At 61.7% G+C, this 15186-nt stretch carries 12 protein-coding genes and 1 pseudogene; 3 read left to right on the plus strand and 10 right to left on the minus strand.

Annotated elements, in window-relative coordinates; genetic code table 11:
* Nucleotides 1-151 precede the first annotated feature (151 nt).
* Together IWX65_RS12970 and IWX65_RS12975 are read right to left on the minus strand one after the other, a co-directional pair.
* Nucleotides 152-826 carry a cupredoxin domain-containing protein gene (locus IWX65_RS12970; RefSeq protein ID WP_196823487.1) on the minus strand — a complete coding sequence of 225 codons (675 nt, stop codon included), beginning with the start codon at nucleotides 824-826 and terminating at the stop codon, nucleotides 152-154.
* A gap of 372 nt (nucleotides 827-1198) precedes the next feature.
* The gene (locus IWX65_RS12975) at nucleotides 1199-1480 is read right to left on the minus strand and encodes a hypothetical protein (protein ID WP_196823486.1); all 282 of its coding nucleotides are present in this window, start codon (nucleotides 1478-1480) and stop codon (nucleotides 1199-1201) included.
* Nucleotides 1481-2002: 522 nt separating this feature from the next.
* On the opposite strand from IWX65_RS12975, the gene IWX65_RS12980 reads away from it, so the two are divergent.
* Entirely contained in the window at nucleotides 2003-2785 is a 783-nt protein-coding gene (locus tag IWX65_RS12980; RefSeq protein WP_196823208.1) for a CHRD domain-containing protein, read from the plus strand.
* A gap of 50 nt (nucleotides 2786-2835) precedes the next feature.
* Nucleotides 2836-3522: a class F sortase gene (locus IWX65_RS12985; protein WP_196823209.1), complete on the plus strand. Its 687-nt coding sequence runs from the start codon at nucleotides 2836-2838 to the stop codon at nucleotides 3520-3522.
* 528 nt (nucleotides 3523-4050) lie between these two features.
* Here the strand turns inward: IWX65_RS12985 and IWX65_RS12990 are convergent.
* Together IWX65_RS12990 and IWX65_RS12995 are read right to left on the minus strand one after the other, a co-directional pair.
* The gene (locus IWX65_RS12990; RefSeq protein WP_196823231.1) at nucleotides 4051-4377 is read right to left on the minus strand and encodes a hypothetical protein; all 327 of its coding nucleotides are present in this window, start codon (nucleotides 4375-4377) and stop codon (nucleotides 4051-4053) included.
* A 24-nt stretch (nucleotides 4378-4401) separates the two neighbouring features.
* Entirely contained in the window at nucleotides 4402-5004 is a 603-nt protein-coding gene (locus IWX65_RS12995; RefSeq protein WP_196823210.1) for a recombinase family protein, read from the minus strand.
* 631 nt (nucleotides 5005-5635) lie between these two features.
* Here IWX65_RS12995 and IWX65_RS13000 point away from each other — a divergent pair.
* Complete coding sequence (locus tag IWX65_RS13000; RefSeq protein ID WP_196883451.1) at nucleotides 5636-5782, plus strand: hypothetical protein; 147 nt, start codon at nucleotides 5636-5638, stop codon at nucleotides 5780-5782.
* 1066 nt (nucleotides 5783-6848) lie between these two features.
* Here IWX65_RS13000 and IWX65_RS13005 read toward each other — a convergent pair.
* The 6 genes and pseudogenes from IWX65_RS13005 to IWX65_RS13030 all read right to left on the minus strand — a co-directional run bounded on the left by IWX65_RS13005 (nucleotide 6849) and on the right by IWX65_RS13030 (nucleotide 15183).
* Complete coding sequence (locus tag IWX65_RS13005; RefSeq protein WP_334683851.1) at nucleotides 6849-7607, minus strand: ParA family protein; 759 nt, start codon at nucleotides 7605-7607, stop codon at nucleotides 6849-6851.
* Between the two features lie 576 nt (nucleotides 7608-8183).
* Nucleotides 8184-9351: pseudogene (locus IWX65_RS13010) on the minus strand (IS1380 family transposase).
* A 427-nt stretch (nucleotides 9352-9778) separates the two neighbouring features.
* A complete protein-coding gene (locus tag IWX65_RS13015; protein ID WP_196883514.1) occupies nucleotides 9779-10570 on the minus strand; it encodes a ZIP family metal transporter in 792 nt (263 codons plus the stop codon).
* A gap of 524 nt (nucleotides 10571-11094) precedes the next feature.
* Nucleotides 11095-12801, minus strand: coding sequence for a hypothetical protein (locus tag IWX65_RS13020; protein WP_334683852.1), 1707 nt, complete (start codon nucleotides 12799-12801; stop codon nucleotides 11095-11097).
* Nucleotides 12802-13441: 640 nt separating this feature from the next.
* On the minus strand, nucleotides 13442-14059 hold the full coding sequence (locus tag IWX65_RS13025) for a hypothetical protein (RefSeq protein WP_334683853.1): 618 nt from the start codon (nucleotides 14057-14059) through the stop codon (nucleotides 13442-13444).
* A complete protein-coding gene (locus tag IWX65_RS13030) occupies nucleotides 14056-15183 on the minus strand; it encodes a transglycosylase SLT domain-containing protein (RefSeq protein WP_196883457.1) in 1128 nt (375 codons plus the stop codon). The genes IWX65_RS13025 and IWX65_RS13030 overlap by 4 nt, the downstream gene beginning before the upstream one ends.
* Between the last annotated feature and the right edge of the window lie 3 nt (nucleotides 15184-15186).

The raw sequence follows: 15186 nt of genomic DNA on the forward strand, positions 1-15186 counted from the left end.
AGAACTTCCATCATCGGAAGGCCTCGACCTCTATCTCGTCACCGACGCGCCCGCCCCGGCTACACCCCGCCTGCACTCTCGTTTGCGATGAGCCGTCAAACCGCGATGGACGAGGTGCGGTTTTACGGCCCTCACGGCGGGTCGGGTGGGATTAGGAGTTGTGGCTCCGGCGGCGGACGGCATAGGTTCCACCGGCTGCGGCGAGAAGGACCAGTCCTCCACCCAGAGCGATGATCGTTGACCCGTCACTTGCGTCGTTCATCGCTCCAGTGTCCGCGCCGCCCCGGGGGACAGCACCCATCTGGTCCATGCTGTTGCCTGCTGCACTGTCGGACTCAGCAGTGCCGGACTCTGCGACCTCGGGTGCCGGTGCCGCAGCTTCAGGTGTCGGTGCTGGTGCTGCCGGGGCTGGTGTCGTGGGTGCGGCGGGGGCCGGTGCCATGGCTTCAGCACCGACGGTCAGTGAACCTTTCATGTTGCCGTGGAACTTGCAGAAAAACCCATAGGTCCCGGCTTCGCTCGGGGCGGTGAATGTGGCGCTTTCCCCGCCGGGGATAGTGACATCGAAGGAACCATCATCGGCGGTCACCGAATGGGCTTCGGTGTCGTTGTTCGTCACGGTGATCTCACCGCCCGGGTTGACGGTTCCAGGACCGGAGAACACGAAGTCGTCGATGCTGATAGACATTTGCCCGGTGGTCATGGCCGGCACTGCGTGGGCGACCGGGCCGGGAGCCGCCACCGCTATCCCGGCGGATCCGAGGCCTGCTCCTCCCATCAGGGCTGCGGTGAAAGCGACGCTGAGAACTTTTTTGCTGGTGATCATGATGAGTCCCTCCGGCGGGGTGTCTAGGGGAACAACTGTTGTGGCGCATCAGTCGACGTGACGCACCGTTGCCGGATAACCACCGCCGCATGATATTCGTCACTCACAGCGTGTTGGATTGCTTTTTCGAAGACCAATGAGGGACAGAAATGACCGTTGTGTTTTAGCGGTCAAATCCGGTGACCCACTCCTGAGCGGTTGGCTGCCGGTGGTGGCATGACAAAAGCGCCGGAGAACACACGGTGGAGGCCGCTTACTGTGTTCTCCGGCGCTTTCGACCGGATAAATAAACATCCGGCCATCAATCACTCGCACATGAGGATAGGTAAGACACTACGCGCATCACCTGAGCTTTACCTGATGATGCACGTTTCATTTTTCTTGTCGTGCTCGCTCAAGGAGCGCATCGGTTTCTTCCAGTTCCCGAACCGCCGCGCACAGCAACCCTTGAGCGTGCACCTGATCGGCGGAGGCGGGACCGCTCTGCCCGGATCCGTGATCAGCAAGCAGAGTGCTCAGCTCTTCACACGCCTGACGGGCATCTAAAAGCTTCTGCACATAATGATCGCGGCGTGCTTCAAGGTCGATCACCGTGTAGCTTCTTGCGTCGGCCAACAAACAATCGATGTCATCATCCGCTTCGAAAATCGTCACACCAAAACCCTCCTTCAGCAGCATCCTCACAGGTCACACCCGCACCATATCTGACTAAGGGCACAATTCGGTGCCTGCAGACTGGTCCGCCCTCCGAATGCAAAGGTGCGGGCTCGAGCGTGACCGCGGACCCTGATCGGCGCCCACCTCGGCATTCCATCATCAACAGCCAAAACCCGCATCCGCGACGGGCTCATCCGCTTGAAAAGCAACATGGAACACACCTCACCCACCCGGTTTGGCTGCTTAGTCTTACTCCGCGATCGGGTAACCCGCAGTGGCTCGAATGGACGATTATCCCCTATCAGGTAAACCTCACCCGCACCATGTGTCACACCACAGCGCTTCCCAACAGGGCCTTGTCCTGCTTACAGTGAACAGAAGCCACTCTCAACGAGCGGCGTCACGTGCTCCGGTGTGAATTGTGTGGGAAAAACCAATCCATACTGCGGAACGCTCCGAATTACGTAGTAAGCGCACCAGATCTGGTGCGTACATACGCACAGTGAAGGAATTGATCTTATGAATAAGGCAATGCGTTTCCTTGCAGTACCTACCCTGGCCCTTGGCGCCCTGGCAATGGCATCGTCGCCCGCCATGGCAGCAGATGAGTCCTACTCCTCGACCCTGGGCCAGCTGAACGGCACCACCGGCACGGGAAGCATCACCGTAGACGTCCACGGTGACACAGCTGCCGTGGACCTGCAGGTCTCCGGTCTCGGCGAAACCTTCATGGACGCCCCATACCCCCACGTCCAGCACATCCACACCGGCGAAGAGGCTAGAGGTGAGTGCCCCACCCCAGCTGAGGACGAAAACGGCGACGGCATCCTCAACACCACCGACGGCAATCCCGCCTACGGCCCCATCACCACCACGCTGACCACCAGCGGAGCCACCGGCCCCGAAGAAGGCCTGAACCTCGAGCTCGCCGGCATGGGCGGCAGCTACCAGATCCAGCGCGACGATGTGCAGCTGAACGCTGAAACCAAGGCAGGACTCGAAGCCGGCAAAGCCGTCGTCGTCGTCCACGGCCTGGACCCAGCAACCGCCGGGGTCTCCGAGGAAGTATTCAACTCACCCAGCGACATCGCCCCAGAACTGCCCCTCGGCGCCACTTCACCGGCACTGTGTGGAGTGCTCGTAGCCTCACAGATGGGCGACATGCCTGAAGGTGGCGCCGACACCGGTGTCGCCCAGGAAACCGGTTCCAACACCGCCGTCCTCGCCCTCGGTGGCGGCCTGGTCCTGGCAGCAGCAGCCGGCGGAACCTTCCTGGTTCGCCGCAGCAACACCAAGGCATAAGCAGCCAACACAGCACCAGCATGACGAACTGATCGGACCTGATTCCTCACATGATTAGTTCACCCAGCGACCGTCGCAGAAGCCATCTGGCCTCTGCGGCGGTCGCTGTTCTCATCCTCACCGGCTGCGCCACCAACACCCCCGCCCAAAGCCAAGGAACAACGGCAGCGCCGTCCGTCTCCGCTTCCGCTACGCCCACACCCGCGGTGCCAGCCCCGACTCAACCACCCACAGCCCCCGCACCCGGAACACCCGCACCCGCACCGGTCCTGTTGCCGGTCCTGCCAGAATCAGCCCCGGTTTCATTTAGCGTCCCCGCGATCGGCGCGGGATCTGAGCTACTGAGCCTCGGCCTGCGCGACAATGGCTCGCTCGAGGTCCCGCCCGGTGACCCAGGCGCACCCGCCAGTTGGTACAACGACTCCCCCACACCCGGTGAACGCGGACCCGCGGTCCTGCTCGGACACGTCAACGCCACCGACAGTGGCCCCGGCGTCTTCGCCGACCTCCGCAAACTCAAAGCCGGCGACACCATCAACGTGCTCCGCGAAGACGGCACCACAGCAACCTTCACCGTCGACCATGGCGAGCAATACGCCAAAGACGCCTTCCCCACCCAAACCGTCTACGGCAACACCGAAGGATCCGAACTACGCCTGATCACCTGCGACGGCTACGACCCCGACACCGGCGAATTCGACGACAACTACGTCGTCTACGCAAAACTAGTCACCTAAAATCACGAATCCTATAGTCACTGCTGCTGTCACGATCAGGGGCCGGCGAACGGGCGTGACGGAATCGATGTAAAGCAGTACGGTCGGCCCATGGAAGCCCACTTGATAGACCACGTGATGCGACGTTGGAGATTGACACACCGACATACCGCGTCTACTTCTGGGCTGATGACGGGAGCGTGAAGGAAGAGTGGGAACTGTCCACGGTTGATCTCGATGTCGTGCTGCAGCGGATTCCCTCGCACGGCGACGGACGTTCCCATAGTCTCTGGGCTGTGGCAAAGCTAGTGGATCATGTCTGCTTGATCCGGTTGCGTGGCATCGATCTTGATGCCGACCCAAAAAGCTGGCCGAGTTGGGCGGGGCAGGTGTATCAGTAGTCCATCGACAATTGGGTATGCCACGTTTCCAGAGCCCACGGCCCGTCGGGGTGACGGTAATGGGACAGGTTCGGCGGTTGTGGTGGTTGTGGTGCGGGGCTGAGGAGCGGCCAGTTGGTGATGCCCTAGCCCTCCAGGGCGGGAAATGTTATGGGGTGAGCTTGACGTCTTCCCCCCGGAGGTTCGCACGGAAGCCGTCGTCCTGGACCGTGACGTCCTGGAGCACGAGGCCCTCAGGCAGACCCTCGATCTCGTGCTCGATGGTCACGGACCTGCGCACGACGGAGGCGATGGCGTCGGGGTCTGAGGAGGATCGGTACGGAAATTCACGTTTAGCAGGTACCGGTGCCGATGTCAGCTTTGGATGGCGGGACTTTCGGTTCTCGGCGGTGTTGTCGTGGGCGTGGCGAGTGGGCAAGGGCGCAACCCCGAAGATCATGACGGGTTTTGCTGCTGTGCATGTTTTCGTTGTCATTTCCCGAGCGGTCTGCGCTGGATGTCAGGAGTGATCTGCACTGTCAAGGTTGCTCTCCGGTGAGCTCACTTGCTCGGCTTTCAGATACTGGTAGAGAGTCTCCCGGCTGATTCCAAATTCCCGTGCCAGTCTGGTTTTTTGTTCCCCGCCGCTGGCACGTTCCCGCAGTTCGGCTGCCTGGGTGGGTGAGAGTGATTTACTGCGGCCGCGGTACGCCCCGCGTTGCTTCGCCAGAGTGATTCCTTCCCGTTGCCGTTCACTGATCAGTGCCCTTTCGAATTCAGCGAACGCCCCCATCACGGAGAGCATGAGGTTCGCCATCGGGGAATCCGTGCCGGTGAACGTCAGGTTCTCCTTGAGGAATTCAACACGGACGCCCTTCCTTGTCAGCTTCTGCACCAGCGCGCGAAGGTCATCAAGGTTCCGGGCGAGACGGTCCATGCTGTGTACCACCAGAGTGTCGCCTTCACGAACAAATACCAGCAGGTTCTCGAGTTCTGGGCGTTTCGTATCTTTTCCGGAGGCCTTGTCGGTGAACACCCTGTCCAGCTCGATGCCTTCCAGCTGACGCTGGGGGTTCTGATCCAGGCTGCTGACCCTGACATACCCAATACGTTGACCGGCCACGGTGCCTCCTACGGCGAAGTGTCAGGGTAAGCCCTTAGAGCCTGAAACACGGACGTCAGGCAAATTCAGAACGGACTCTATTCTGACACTATCGAGCCTTATTCCTGACGTCCGGTTAGCGTACACCCCAACCAGACATGGATAACGTCCCATCAAGCGTTGGCTGTTATCTGATCGTGACGATACTCAATCAACGGGAATTTCCGTACCCACCCCCCTCAGACCCCTACTTCGCCAGCGCTTACGTTCATGCATGTATGCATGCATGAACGTAAGGGGTGCTGTAGTTATCAGTCCTCGAGGAGCCATCGGTCCTCATCGGTGGTGTGCGTGAAATCAACGACACCGAGTGGGAAAACCAGCTCTGCTGCGATGCGGTCCTCGAGCAGGTCCTCGAATGCCGGAACCTGAAAGCGCGGCAGGTGCTCAACCTGGTACTCGATCAGCTGGTTGGGATGAGTGAGGTCTGCGGATCCTACGAGGGCCTTTCCGATGCTGGTTGTCGATGAGAGCTGCGGGGTTCGCCCACTGTAGCGGGCAGTTTCGTCGTTTCCTGGTGGCTGGTCCTGGTTCCGGGGTTAGGCTCGGAGGATCCTGTGATCAGTCGTTTCTGGGGAAAATCATGCAAATCGTGCCTGACTTTACGATCATCGTCGTCTTCGTGTTGTTCTGGGCGGTCGTGGTCCTGGCCGCCTACTGGCTCATCCGCCTGGGTGTGAAGCATGGACTGCGGTCGTACTACGCGGAGGTTAATTCGCGCCCTGATCCCACAGAATAGGTACACCCGATGGCTGGCTGGTGGACATCGCACCAGCGCGGAATGCGGTGGCCGGAGGAGCTTGCGGTGGAGGCTGCCGCCGCGCACCCAGGAAACTCGAGGTATCTACCTCATCACCGTTCTGGTTGTGGACGGGGTGGAGGGCCGAACTCCCCGTCGGGTGGGTGTCCGGCCCTCCCACCTCGTGCCCCACTACCCGGCGTAGTTGCCGAGTTGCGGTTTCTAGTAGCGGTGGTTCTTGTGCTGGCCGTAGGAGGTCAGGGCGTTCTGCGCGGCCAGCGACAGGGCTCCCCTACGGAGGCGAGCATGTCAGCGAGAGCCGTCGCGGGGATCGGCTGGTTTTCGTGGTTCATGGTGGTACTCCCTTCGGCGCGATTGGGGGTTTGGCCTGTGGTGGTCCAGCAGGGGCCCCTCCCCCGTTGTTTTTGCCTGCTGGCGAACTCGCTCGCTTGTTCCCGACGGAGCAGTGCTCAACCCGTAGGGCGGTGCTGGACGAAAACGTTAGAGGAAATAAGCGACGCAGGAGCGCCGGAGAGGTTTGTGGCCGGCGATGTCGGCGCAGCCGATTGACGCTGTGGAGCGGTGACGCACAGTCCGCAGGACAGCTGCAAAAAGAAAAGGATCCCGGATGCGACGAAGGAGCAACCGGCTACAGGCCGGAGCTCAGCGCAGGACCGCTCAGGGGTTATGGAGCCGTGCAACGAAGAAGGGCATCAGAACCGAAGTTCTGATGCCCTTCTTGATAGCCGATTAGTCCTCTAGCCGTGGGATCCCCAGCGGCTGCGAATTGCTTGTTCGACTGCTTCTCGAACGGTGATGCCTTCAGACTCCACCGCCTTATCGAGGATGTCCTGGACATCCTCGGAGAGCCGTGTGCTGAAGGGGAAAGTCAGCTCACGCTTCCGCTTCGCGGGCTTGATCGCTGGCTCCTGTGGCCGCGAAACCGCGGCAGGAGCCAGGTCCTGCCGCGATGACGGTACGAAGTGCACAGGGTCAACTGTTTCATCGGGTGCCGGTCTGGGACCGCGGCGTGTCAGAGCCGACGGACGATCGGGGAGGTTGGCGGTCATCGGATTACCTGTTCCACGAGCTCGGTGTATGCATCTACTACGGGTGCGCCTTTGCGGTACTGGCCGTACCACTCCTGCGTGAGACGCATTTCTTGGACGATTGTTCGGTGAGGAACCAGTGGTGTGAGGAGCATCCCCGTACTTCGCAATTCGTCGATGCTGCTGCCCGCAATTCGACTCATCACCGTGGACTGCACAGCTCCGACAATGATGCCAGCCTCGACCAAGTTGTCTGGCGCTCCAAGGCGATGCCGCGAGAGTCTGAATTGATCGACACTGCGCCTAGCTCCGTCGACGCCGTCGACGCCGTCGACGGTGGGCGTGGCCGCGTAAACGATGGTGTCTGCAGCGTTGAGCGCAGACAAGGTCAGGGGTCCCCCTTGGCGGTTGGGACAGTCAATGATGACGAGATCTGCCTGTATGCCCTCGAGGGATGTTTTCAATCTGAGTTCGGCGTGGTCGGCTCGGTCCGCTTCGCGGTTCGAGACGTTGCGCGCCGAGGGTATGGCCCGAAGAGTGGGAAACCAGCCAGTCTGCACTGCTAACTCTTCAGCCCATCCGACGGGGTCCGTGTCGCCAAGTACGGCACCGATATGCAGCCCGGCTTCCTTCGGCTCGATCCCGAGCCACTTCGTCGAGGCTGCTCGCGGGTCAAGGTCGATCAGGACAACCCGACGTTTCTGACTAGCCGCTATCGCAGCGAGCGAAACGGCGGTGGTGGTTTTGGTCGCTCCACCTGACTCGCTGTAGACCATAATTGTTTGCATACATGCAATCTTACATGTATGCATGCATCTAGGCATGTTTACATGTTGACTTGCATGTATTCATGCGTTTAAGTTTGCATGCATGAATACATGCAAACTTGCGGATGAGAAGCTGTACAGACTTATTTAATGGTTATTACCGGCGTAGTCCATGCTGAGGAGTTAGATCAAACAAGTACAGAGGGCAGCTCCTATGAGGATGCCAAGGCCCCCAGATGCTGAGCATATTCCGGAGGGATACAAGCTCATCGCGATCCACACTGATCGGGACTAAACCGGCGGTTGTTAGGGGAGACGGGTACGTTGTTCAGGTAACTTCAGCTCCTCATCCTTGTTGGCACGGCATCCCGCCGAGCGCCGACCGTTATCTTCCTCCGCTGCCACTGTCCGCGCCTGAACGGCCGGCGACTAAGCCTTGATCCACCGACCCGCTCTTGGTTGTAGAGCATTCTGGGAATCGGCGGCGGTCTCGGTGTTGGGCGCGAGGTAGCCTTCGGCCTTCCTGCCGGTGGTGTTCCACTGGTGTCCTGGTTGAGCCGTTGCCGGGCTTGGTGGATGGGATGGTTACGCTGCGGCAGGCGGTGGGTGGACGCTGGTGGCCAGCTTTTCCCAGTGTGTTTGCCAGGGCCAGGCTTCTGGGAGGTGGAGCCGTATTCTCCGCGCGCTGCGGGCGATCCTGGCGGGGATGTGGATGAGTTTGCGGCGGATCGTTCCGGTCCTGGCGTTGCTGAAGGGACCGGCGGCGAGGAATCCGGCGGCGCGGGTGAGGTTGTAGGCGATGACGGCCGCGACGAGCCACGCTGAGTCGACCGGTGATCTGTTCGGTTGTCTTCCGGGAGGAGAACGCGGTGAACGGGACTTCAGCGACCTCGGCCCGGGAGACCCAGGTGTTGGTGTTCTCGTCGAACACCGCGTCGGTGTACTCAATCGTGGTCCACGCCGTTTCGGGGATCGTGGCGATAGCGCGTTTGACTGCCGGGTCCATCCGCACGGTCACCGATACCTCCGCCCTGCCGGCCAGGGCTGCGGAAACACTGCGGTGGCCGTAGAACGCCGAATCGGCTCTGACCAGGACCTGGCCACCAGCATGCGTCCGCGTCAGGGTGGACAGGGCGTCGGTGATCAGGCGTTTGGAGCCGCGGGCAGAGTTCGCGGCCCCTTTGCGCAGCCGTTGGGCCAGGATCACCGGGGCGGTGTCTTTCGTCGAGGCGGTGGCCAGCAGGGCGTTGAGTCCGCGGACCCCCGAGTATCCGTAGCCCGAGCCCTGCTTGGCGTAGCCGTGGACCTCGATGATCGTGTCGTCGACGTCCACGAACACGAAGTCTTCAGTGCCAGGGCTTCCGAGCAGCGGGGCTCGCGCCGCCAGATTCGCTAGGAAGCGGGAGGCGACCGCGTCCAACTGCCGCACGTGCCCGAAGGTGAAGGACCGCAGGAACGAGCCCAGCGTCGAGGGCGCATAGCAGGCGGTAAACAACCGTTTCATTCCGCCGTGGCGCAGCAACGCCATGTCATCGATAGAGTCCGCGCCAGCGACCATACCTGCGACCAGCGACGCGACTTTCAGCCCGGCATTGGCGCCCTTGTCTGTCGGCAAGGACAACCACTCATCGGCTAACTCGTGCAGACCGGCGTCCCGGGCCAACGTCATCACCGGGACCAGCCCGGCGACCGACACGAGATTCGGTTCGTCGAAGGACACTGACGCCGCGGACGTTCTATGGGAAACTTGCATCTACGAGATGTCCTCATCTGGTATGAAAATTTGACTGTGGTAAGCCATATTTTCTCCCAGACGACGGGCATTTCGTGTTTAAAACGCCGCGCACAACCCGAAAATCATCGGTGGATCGAGGCTAAGCCCGCCAAGGCACCGGCTCTCTGAGTTGATCTGGAGTACCCGGACGGCCGGAAACAGACCGTGAAGGGCTTCGCGATGGCGTGGACCTCGGACGCTGTGTACGCGCCGGGAAATACCGGCCAAGATTCGCTTCGGTACCTGATCGCGATAGGAGGCTATGTTTAGCGCCAGCGGATCGCCCCTCCAGCCAGTCATACCGGTCCACTCTGAGCAATGGGTGGGAACGACCAGTTTCCCTCATTGTGCGCGGACACCAGTGGGGAACCACTGAAGGTGTTCCTACTTTTCGATGCTGTGCGTTTCACATGAGGGATAGGACGAATGAGAGGACGAATCCAGCGGCCGTGCTGAGCGCTACTGCCGGTCCGCCGTGCTCGTAGGCTTCGGGCATCAGAGTGTCAGCCAGAGAGGCGATGACAGCTCCGGCGGCGAAAGCCAACGGCAGCGAGATGGTCTCCGGGTCGGCGCCTGAAAGCGGACCGGCGCCAATGACGACGGCGACGACAAGTAGCGCAGCGCATGCACCCCACAGGCCGAGGACAGTGCGTGCGGATTTGCCCTGACTGCGCATCGAGGACGCTCCGACAAGTGCTTCGGGCAGGTTCGAGACAAAAATTGCGGCCAGGAGGGCTAGCCCGCCGGTTCCACCGCCAAGTGCGACGCCCAGAGCGATGTTTTCCGGTACACCGTCAAGGGTGACCGCCGCCAACAGGGCCATACCCGCGGCACCGCGCGTGGACGCGGTCGTAGGGGAGTGCTCCGCCGCGGCTGCGTCAGTGTCGAGTTTGGGGCTGCCCTCGTACTCGTCCGCCGGAGTGGCTTCAGAACCTGATTGCGCCCAACGGTCAAGCAGTGCGCTCAATGCCGTGAAGACCACCGCCCCTGCGAGCAGACCGATCGCAGCACGCCAGATACCGCCCTGCTCAACGGCGTCCTCGAAGAGCTCGAAAGTCAGCGCTGTGATCAGCGATCCCGCGGCGAAAGACAAAAGGATCGCCAGGACGCGCTTGGGTAGCTCGAAGCGCAAACCAATGAAAGCACCCAAGATCAGGGCACTGGAAGCTATCACACCGAACAACAATGACATCGCCATGCCGTCAGTATACGAAGGCAGAATCCGCACGACACCGTCTCCTAGGGAACACATCAACCTCACCGGCGACTACACCTTGCCTCACACGAAACCACCTCACACGCGGAAAATACAGGCCATCACAACGACAGCATGGGTCTTAGCGTCAGATATTTCACTAATTCACAAGCCACCCCTACTGGACCTGATTCCCAGGTTCCTGCTGTCCATCCTGGGTGTGGGAAAAGCAGCGGAGCGTGGGGGAGCTTTTGCCGTGCCCCTGTGGACAGGAGGCTTGGGCGGCGAGTGGCTACCTAGCAGTCTGATCGGCGTCGTGTCGTAAGCGGGGGCGCGGGCGGTTATGGGCCAAAGCGCCACCGTTGTTTACCACTGACCCGATAAGAACTCCGAAGCCGGCGCCGCATCCCCGTCATCACCCCCTCCGCTGCTAAGACCAAAGACGTAGATAGCGACGATGCCAACCAAGGTGCTGGCTGCCCCAGTCATCACCACTCGTCAACTCGCCAAGGTCTCCTCGCCTCAGCCTAGGCCGCGTTCCACAGGGAGCGTTGATGCTCATACTCGTCCTCGATCGGTGGAAGCCAGTATTCGTCTATCTCTTGGTCGTACAGTTCGTGTTCTTCGAGTTGGGGAACCAGGTGCCGGTCGAGCCAGGCGTGCCAGGCGGCGCGTTGGTGGCGGTAGCGGGTGATTTGTTCCTGTCGGTCGTCGGTGGCTCCGAGCCGGTCCGCGAGCTGCAGGAGATTGGTGGTGGCCACCGCCTGCCAGGACCCGTGGTGTCGGCGGATCATGCCCAGCGTTTCCATGCCGGTGAGTGCATCGCGCAGGGCGGTGCGGGAGATACCGGTGGAGCGGGTGAGGTCAGCGGTGGTGGGGGAGTGGTGGGCGCGTTCGATGGCCTCGTAGGTGAGTGCGGCGACGTCGCCCAGCACCCGGAAGACGGGCCGGATGGCGTGGATTTTGCCCTTGCGCCATGTGTGGTCGCGGGCGATTTGCTCAAACTCGCGGGGGAGTTGGACGAGGTAGGTGTCGGCGTTGCGGCCTCGGCCGCGATCGACGCGGGTGAGGACCCCTGCTGATGCCTTCTCGAGCAAGGGGAGGAGACGGGCGATGGTGACGTGGTCCTTGCCGAGGGCGACCGCGAAAGTGCGGCAGCCGACGTCAAGGAGGTTGGTCTGGTTGGTGCGCAAGTAGGCCAGAACGGCGCGGATGAGGAATCGGAGGCTGATGCTTGCTCGGCCGAGAGTTTGGAATCTGACGTCGAGAGCGGCGTAGAGAACATTTTCTAGATCATTCACCAGCTGGTGAATGGAACCGGAGCTTTGCGATGTTGCTGGGTTTGAGCTGCCCCCCGTGAGATAAGTAGGGCTTGTGTTGTTAATACGTGCAGAGCTTCGCTCCGCTTGCTGGGAGGGTGCTTTCGAGGGTGTGCGTTTGGCGGTCCAGGCTTGGGCTTTGGCCCATTCGATGGGCAGCAGCCGCTCGGTCTTGGTGCCGTAGAGGGCGGCGAGGCCCGCGTACTCGTCGGCCATGCCGGCGTGTACCTGGTCTACGGTCCAGGTACACGCCGCGAAGTGGTTCAGGACCGCCATGCGGGCTTCGGAGTCGCTGGCATACCGACTGGTGTCATACAGCCCGGTACGGGCCACGGCTCGCAGGTGAGAGTCAGTGCAGTGCGCCTGCTTATCCTGGCGCGCACCATGGGGGTGGTGCGCCTTTAGGGATGCGGTAGTGGCCGCGGCGCGGGTCTGTCCCGTCCGCTTTAGGTGCCGCACCCGGTACAGCTCGGGCGCAAGATCCTCGCGGAGCTTGGCCAGCGCTACTGGCGGGTTCCGGAGTGTGAGGATGCCGTAGGCATCCGTGAGGGGTGTGATGAGGTTTTGGTGTCCGCCGCTCTTGTGGGCGGATCCCGGAACACGAATACAGCCGTCGGTAACGTTCTGGTGCGGATTCGCATCCAGGCTCGGCGCCCGGAACGCGAGGGCTTCAACCACTTCGCGGGCTTCACCGGCGGTAACGGGCTCCTGCAGGGGAACGTAGAGGTGGCGACCGCCACTGGGGGAGGAGTCTTCAACGTAGGCAAGGCCGGCTGTACTGAGCAGGGCCCCCAACCGTGCAGCATCATCATCGACGACGGTCTTACGGGCCTTGGACGTATCCAGGTCAAGACACAATGTCCGCACTGAGCCGTCAACAGCGTGGATCAGCACCGCAGCCGGCGCCTTCGGCACGGCCCGCGTAATTTTCAATGGGGTGCGCGGCCGCGGGTACTGGAACCGATTACCGATCCATCGACCAGCCCGGTACACGGGCTGACCCGCGATCAACGGAGCCAAAACCCACGCAGCAGATGGTGAATCCATCCGGCGTGGCGCGGGATTAAAAACTGGAGGGGCTTGCAACACTCGGTGTATGCTTTCACTAGGTAGCACGCGAACGCACTAAGGGTGTGTTTGTCTGAGCCCTTCACCGAGTGTCTTGGCGGATCCGACGGTGTAGAGCTTGAGAAGAATTGAATATGAGAAGGCCCGCTCCGGCGGGCCTTCTTGTTTTAACTGGCTTTAGCCATGGGCAAAGCCTCCGGTAGTTGGTCACGGTCAACCCACATGGGAAGGCCGTCTGCGTCTAGATCCAGGTGCATGAGAATTTTCTCAAGGCCCTCCGAAGCACTCACTCCCATGCGTTTAGAGACCTCTTCCAGTCTGCTTTTGCACTCTTTGGGCACTTTGTAGTTCACCTGCACGGTGTCTACTGCGGAGCCGCGAGGGCGGCGAAGTGTCTGACCCATAAAACTTAACCTAGTACTAGGAGAGGCCCTAGGTGCGTCCACCGTAGGTGTGTCGCAAAACATTCGCAGCTGTTTTTCGCTATTCATCGGCCCATGTCCTGCAATTGGTGGCCGACGACATCCCAGCGTCCGTCGTGTTGCTCGAGGTAGATGGTGACGATCTGCCGTCCGGTGGCGTTGAGTTCGATTCCGTCGCGGCTGATCCACCGCCAACTGACGTCATAGGCGCGGATAACCTTATCGTCCGCGACGTCCTGGGAGACATCGGTGGGTGCCGGGACGATCGAGGGTGCGCTGTACGCCTGGCGCTGGGATGGTTCCAGCCATTCACCTTGGGCGCCGTTGCGCTCGGGCTCGACCTGGTTGGTCGCCCATCCGTTACTCATCAACGGAATAGCGCGGATCGCGGCCGCAGTCTGGGTCGTGTCGCCCACCGTGTCCCACGAGTGCAGCATCAGGGCGGCGACCTCGGCGGTGGACTCGACGTCGGTGCGGTCGGCGTCGGCTGGCGTGGTGAAGGTGCCGTTTCCGATCATGTCCTCGGCTGCGGCTGTCGTGTAGGAGCCCTCGTACACGGTCGTGGGCATCGGCTCGGACGTTGACCCGGCTTGGTCGTTGCTGCAGGCGGTCAGGGTGAGCGTGAGGGGCACTGCCAGGAACAGGGCTGCCGCGGTGATGCGACGCCGGTGATTGAGGCTCATTCAGGCCACGCACCTTTCTCTTTGAGGATCGGTTCGGGATCGATGTTGTAGCCCTCGTACGGGTACACGACGTCGGGGGCCTCGGGGTCGTAGATTTCAAAGTGCAGGTGCGTGATGACCGCGCCGAGGTCGGCTTTGTTGCCCTCGGTGCCGATGATGTCTCCGCGTTTGAGCTTGTCGCCGGTTTTCACGGCGTAGGCGTTCAGGTGGCAGAACGCGAACCCGAAGTCGGGGTCGTCGCCGTTCTCCTTGGCGATGACGCACCCGTCCTTGTCGTTGAACCCGGTGATCCGCAGATCGGTGGGTGCGACGACGGTCTCGCCGCTGCCGGGGCCAGCACCGGGGGTGGCGATGTCCACGCCGACGTGGTTCTGCGCCCAGGCGGGCAGGCCCGGAACGTTCCGTCCGCCGTACCCGGAGGTGAACTTTCCACCCGGCAGGGGGGTCGTCCATTCCCCGTCGCCAAGGTCCCCGTCCCAGGACTTGCCACCGGTGGGTGCCTTGCAGTCCATCGAGAATCCGGTCTGGGCGGCGTCAAGGATGCTGCCCACGTACTGCTGGGTTTCCTGGAAGGGCGGAATACCGTCGTACTGCTGGACCGCTCCCGGGCCGGCGTTGTACGCGGCGAGGGTGAGCTGTACCAAAAGGTCAGCGTCGTTGCCTGCGATGAGCTGGACTTCCTGTTTCAGGGCGGCCATGTAGCGGCCATAGGCGGGAATGGCACCGCTGGCGGAGAACGGATCTCCGCCTTGGCCGTAGCTTGCCCACGTACCGGGCATGAACTGGGCGACACCTTGGGCCCCTGCGGGGCTGACGGCGTTTTCGTTCCACCCGGATTCCTGGTTCAGCTGCGCGGCGACGACACTGGCCGGCAGGCCTGCCGTCTTCGCGGCGGCCTCGACCAGCGGCCCCCACCCGTTGGGAACGGACTGCACGGCACCGGACTGGAGGGCATCGGGCTTGGTGGTGCCCTCGTTGGATACCACGCAGGATGCTTGTTCGAGCTGTTGCGTTTCCTCGTCCTCCGCGATGCTGGCCACGAGCAGGGTGATAGCCAGAACAGCGCCGAGAGGCACGACGGTGAGCGCGGCGAGCCCGCACCCGATGGCTTTCCCCCCTGCCATGGC

The sequence above is a fragment of the Arthrobacter sp. CAN_A214 genome, from assembly GCF_015751955.1.
GTDB lineage: Bacteria > Actinomycetota > Actinomycetes > Actinomycetales > Micrococcaceae > Arthrobacter_D.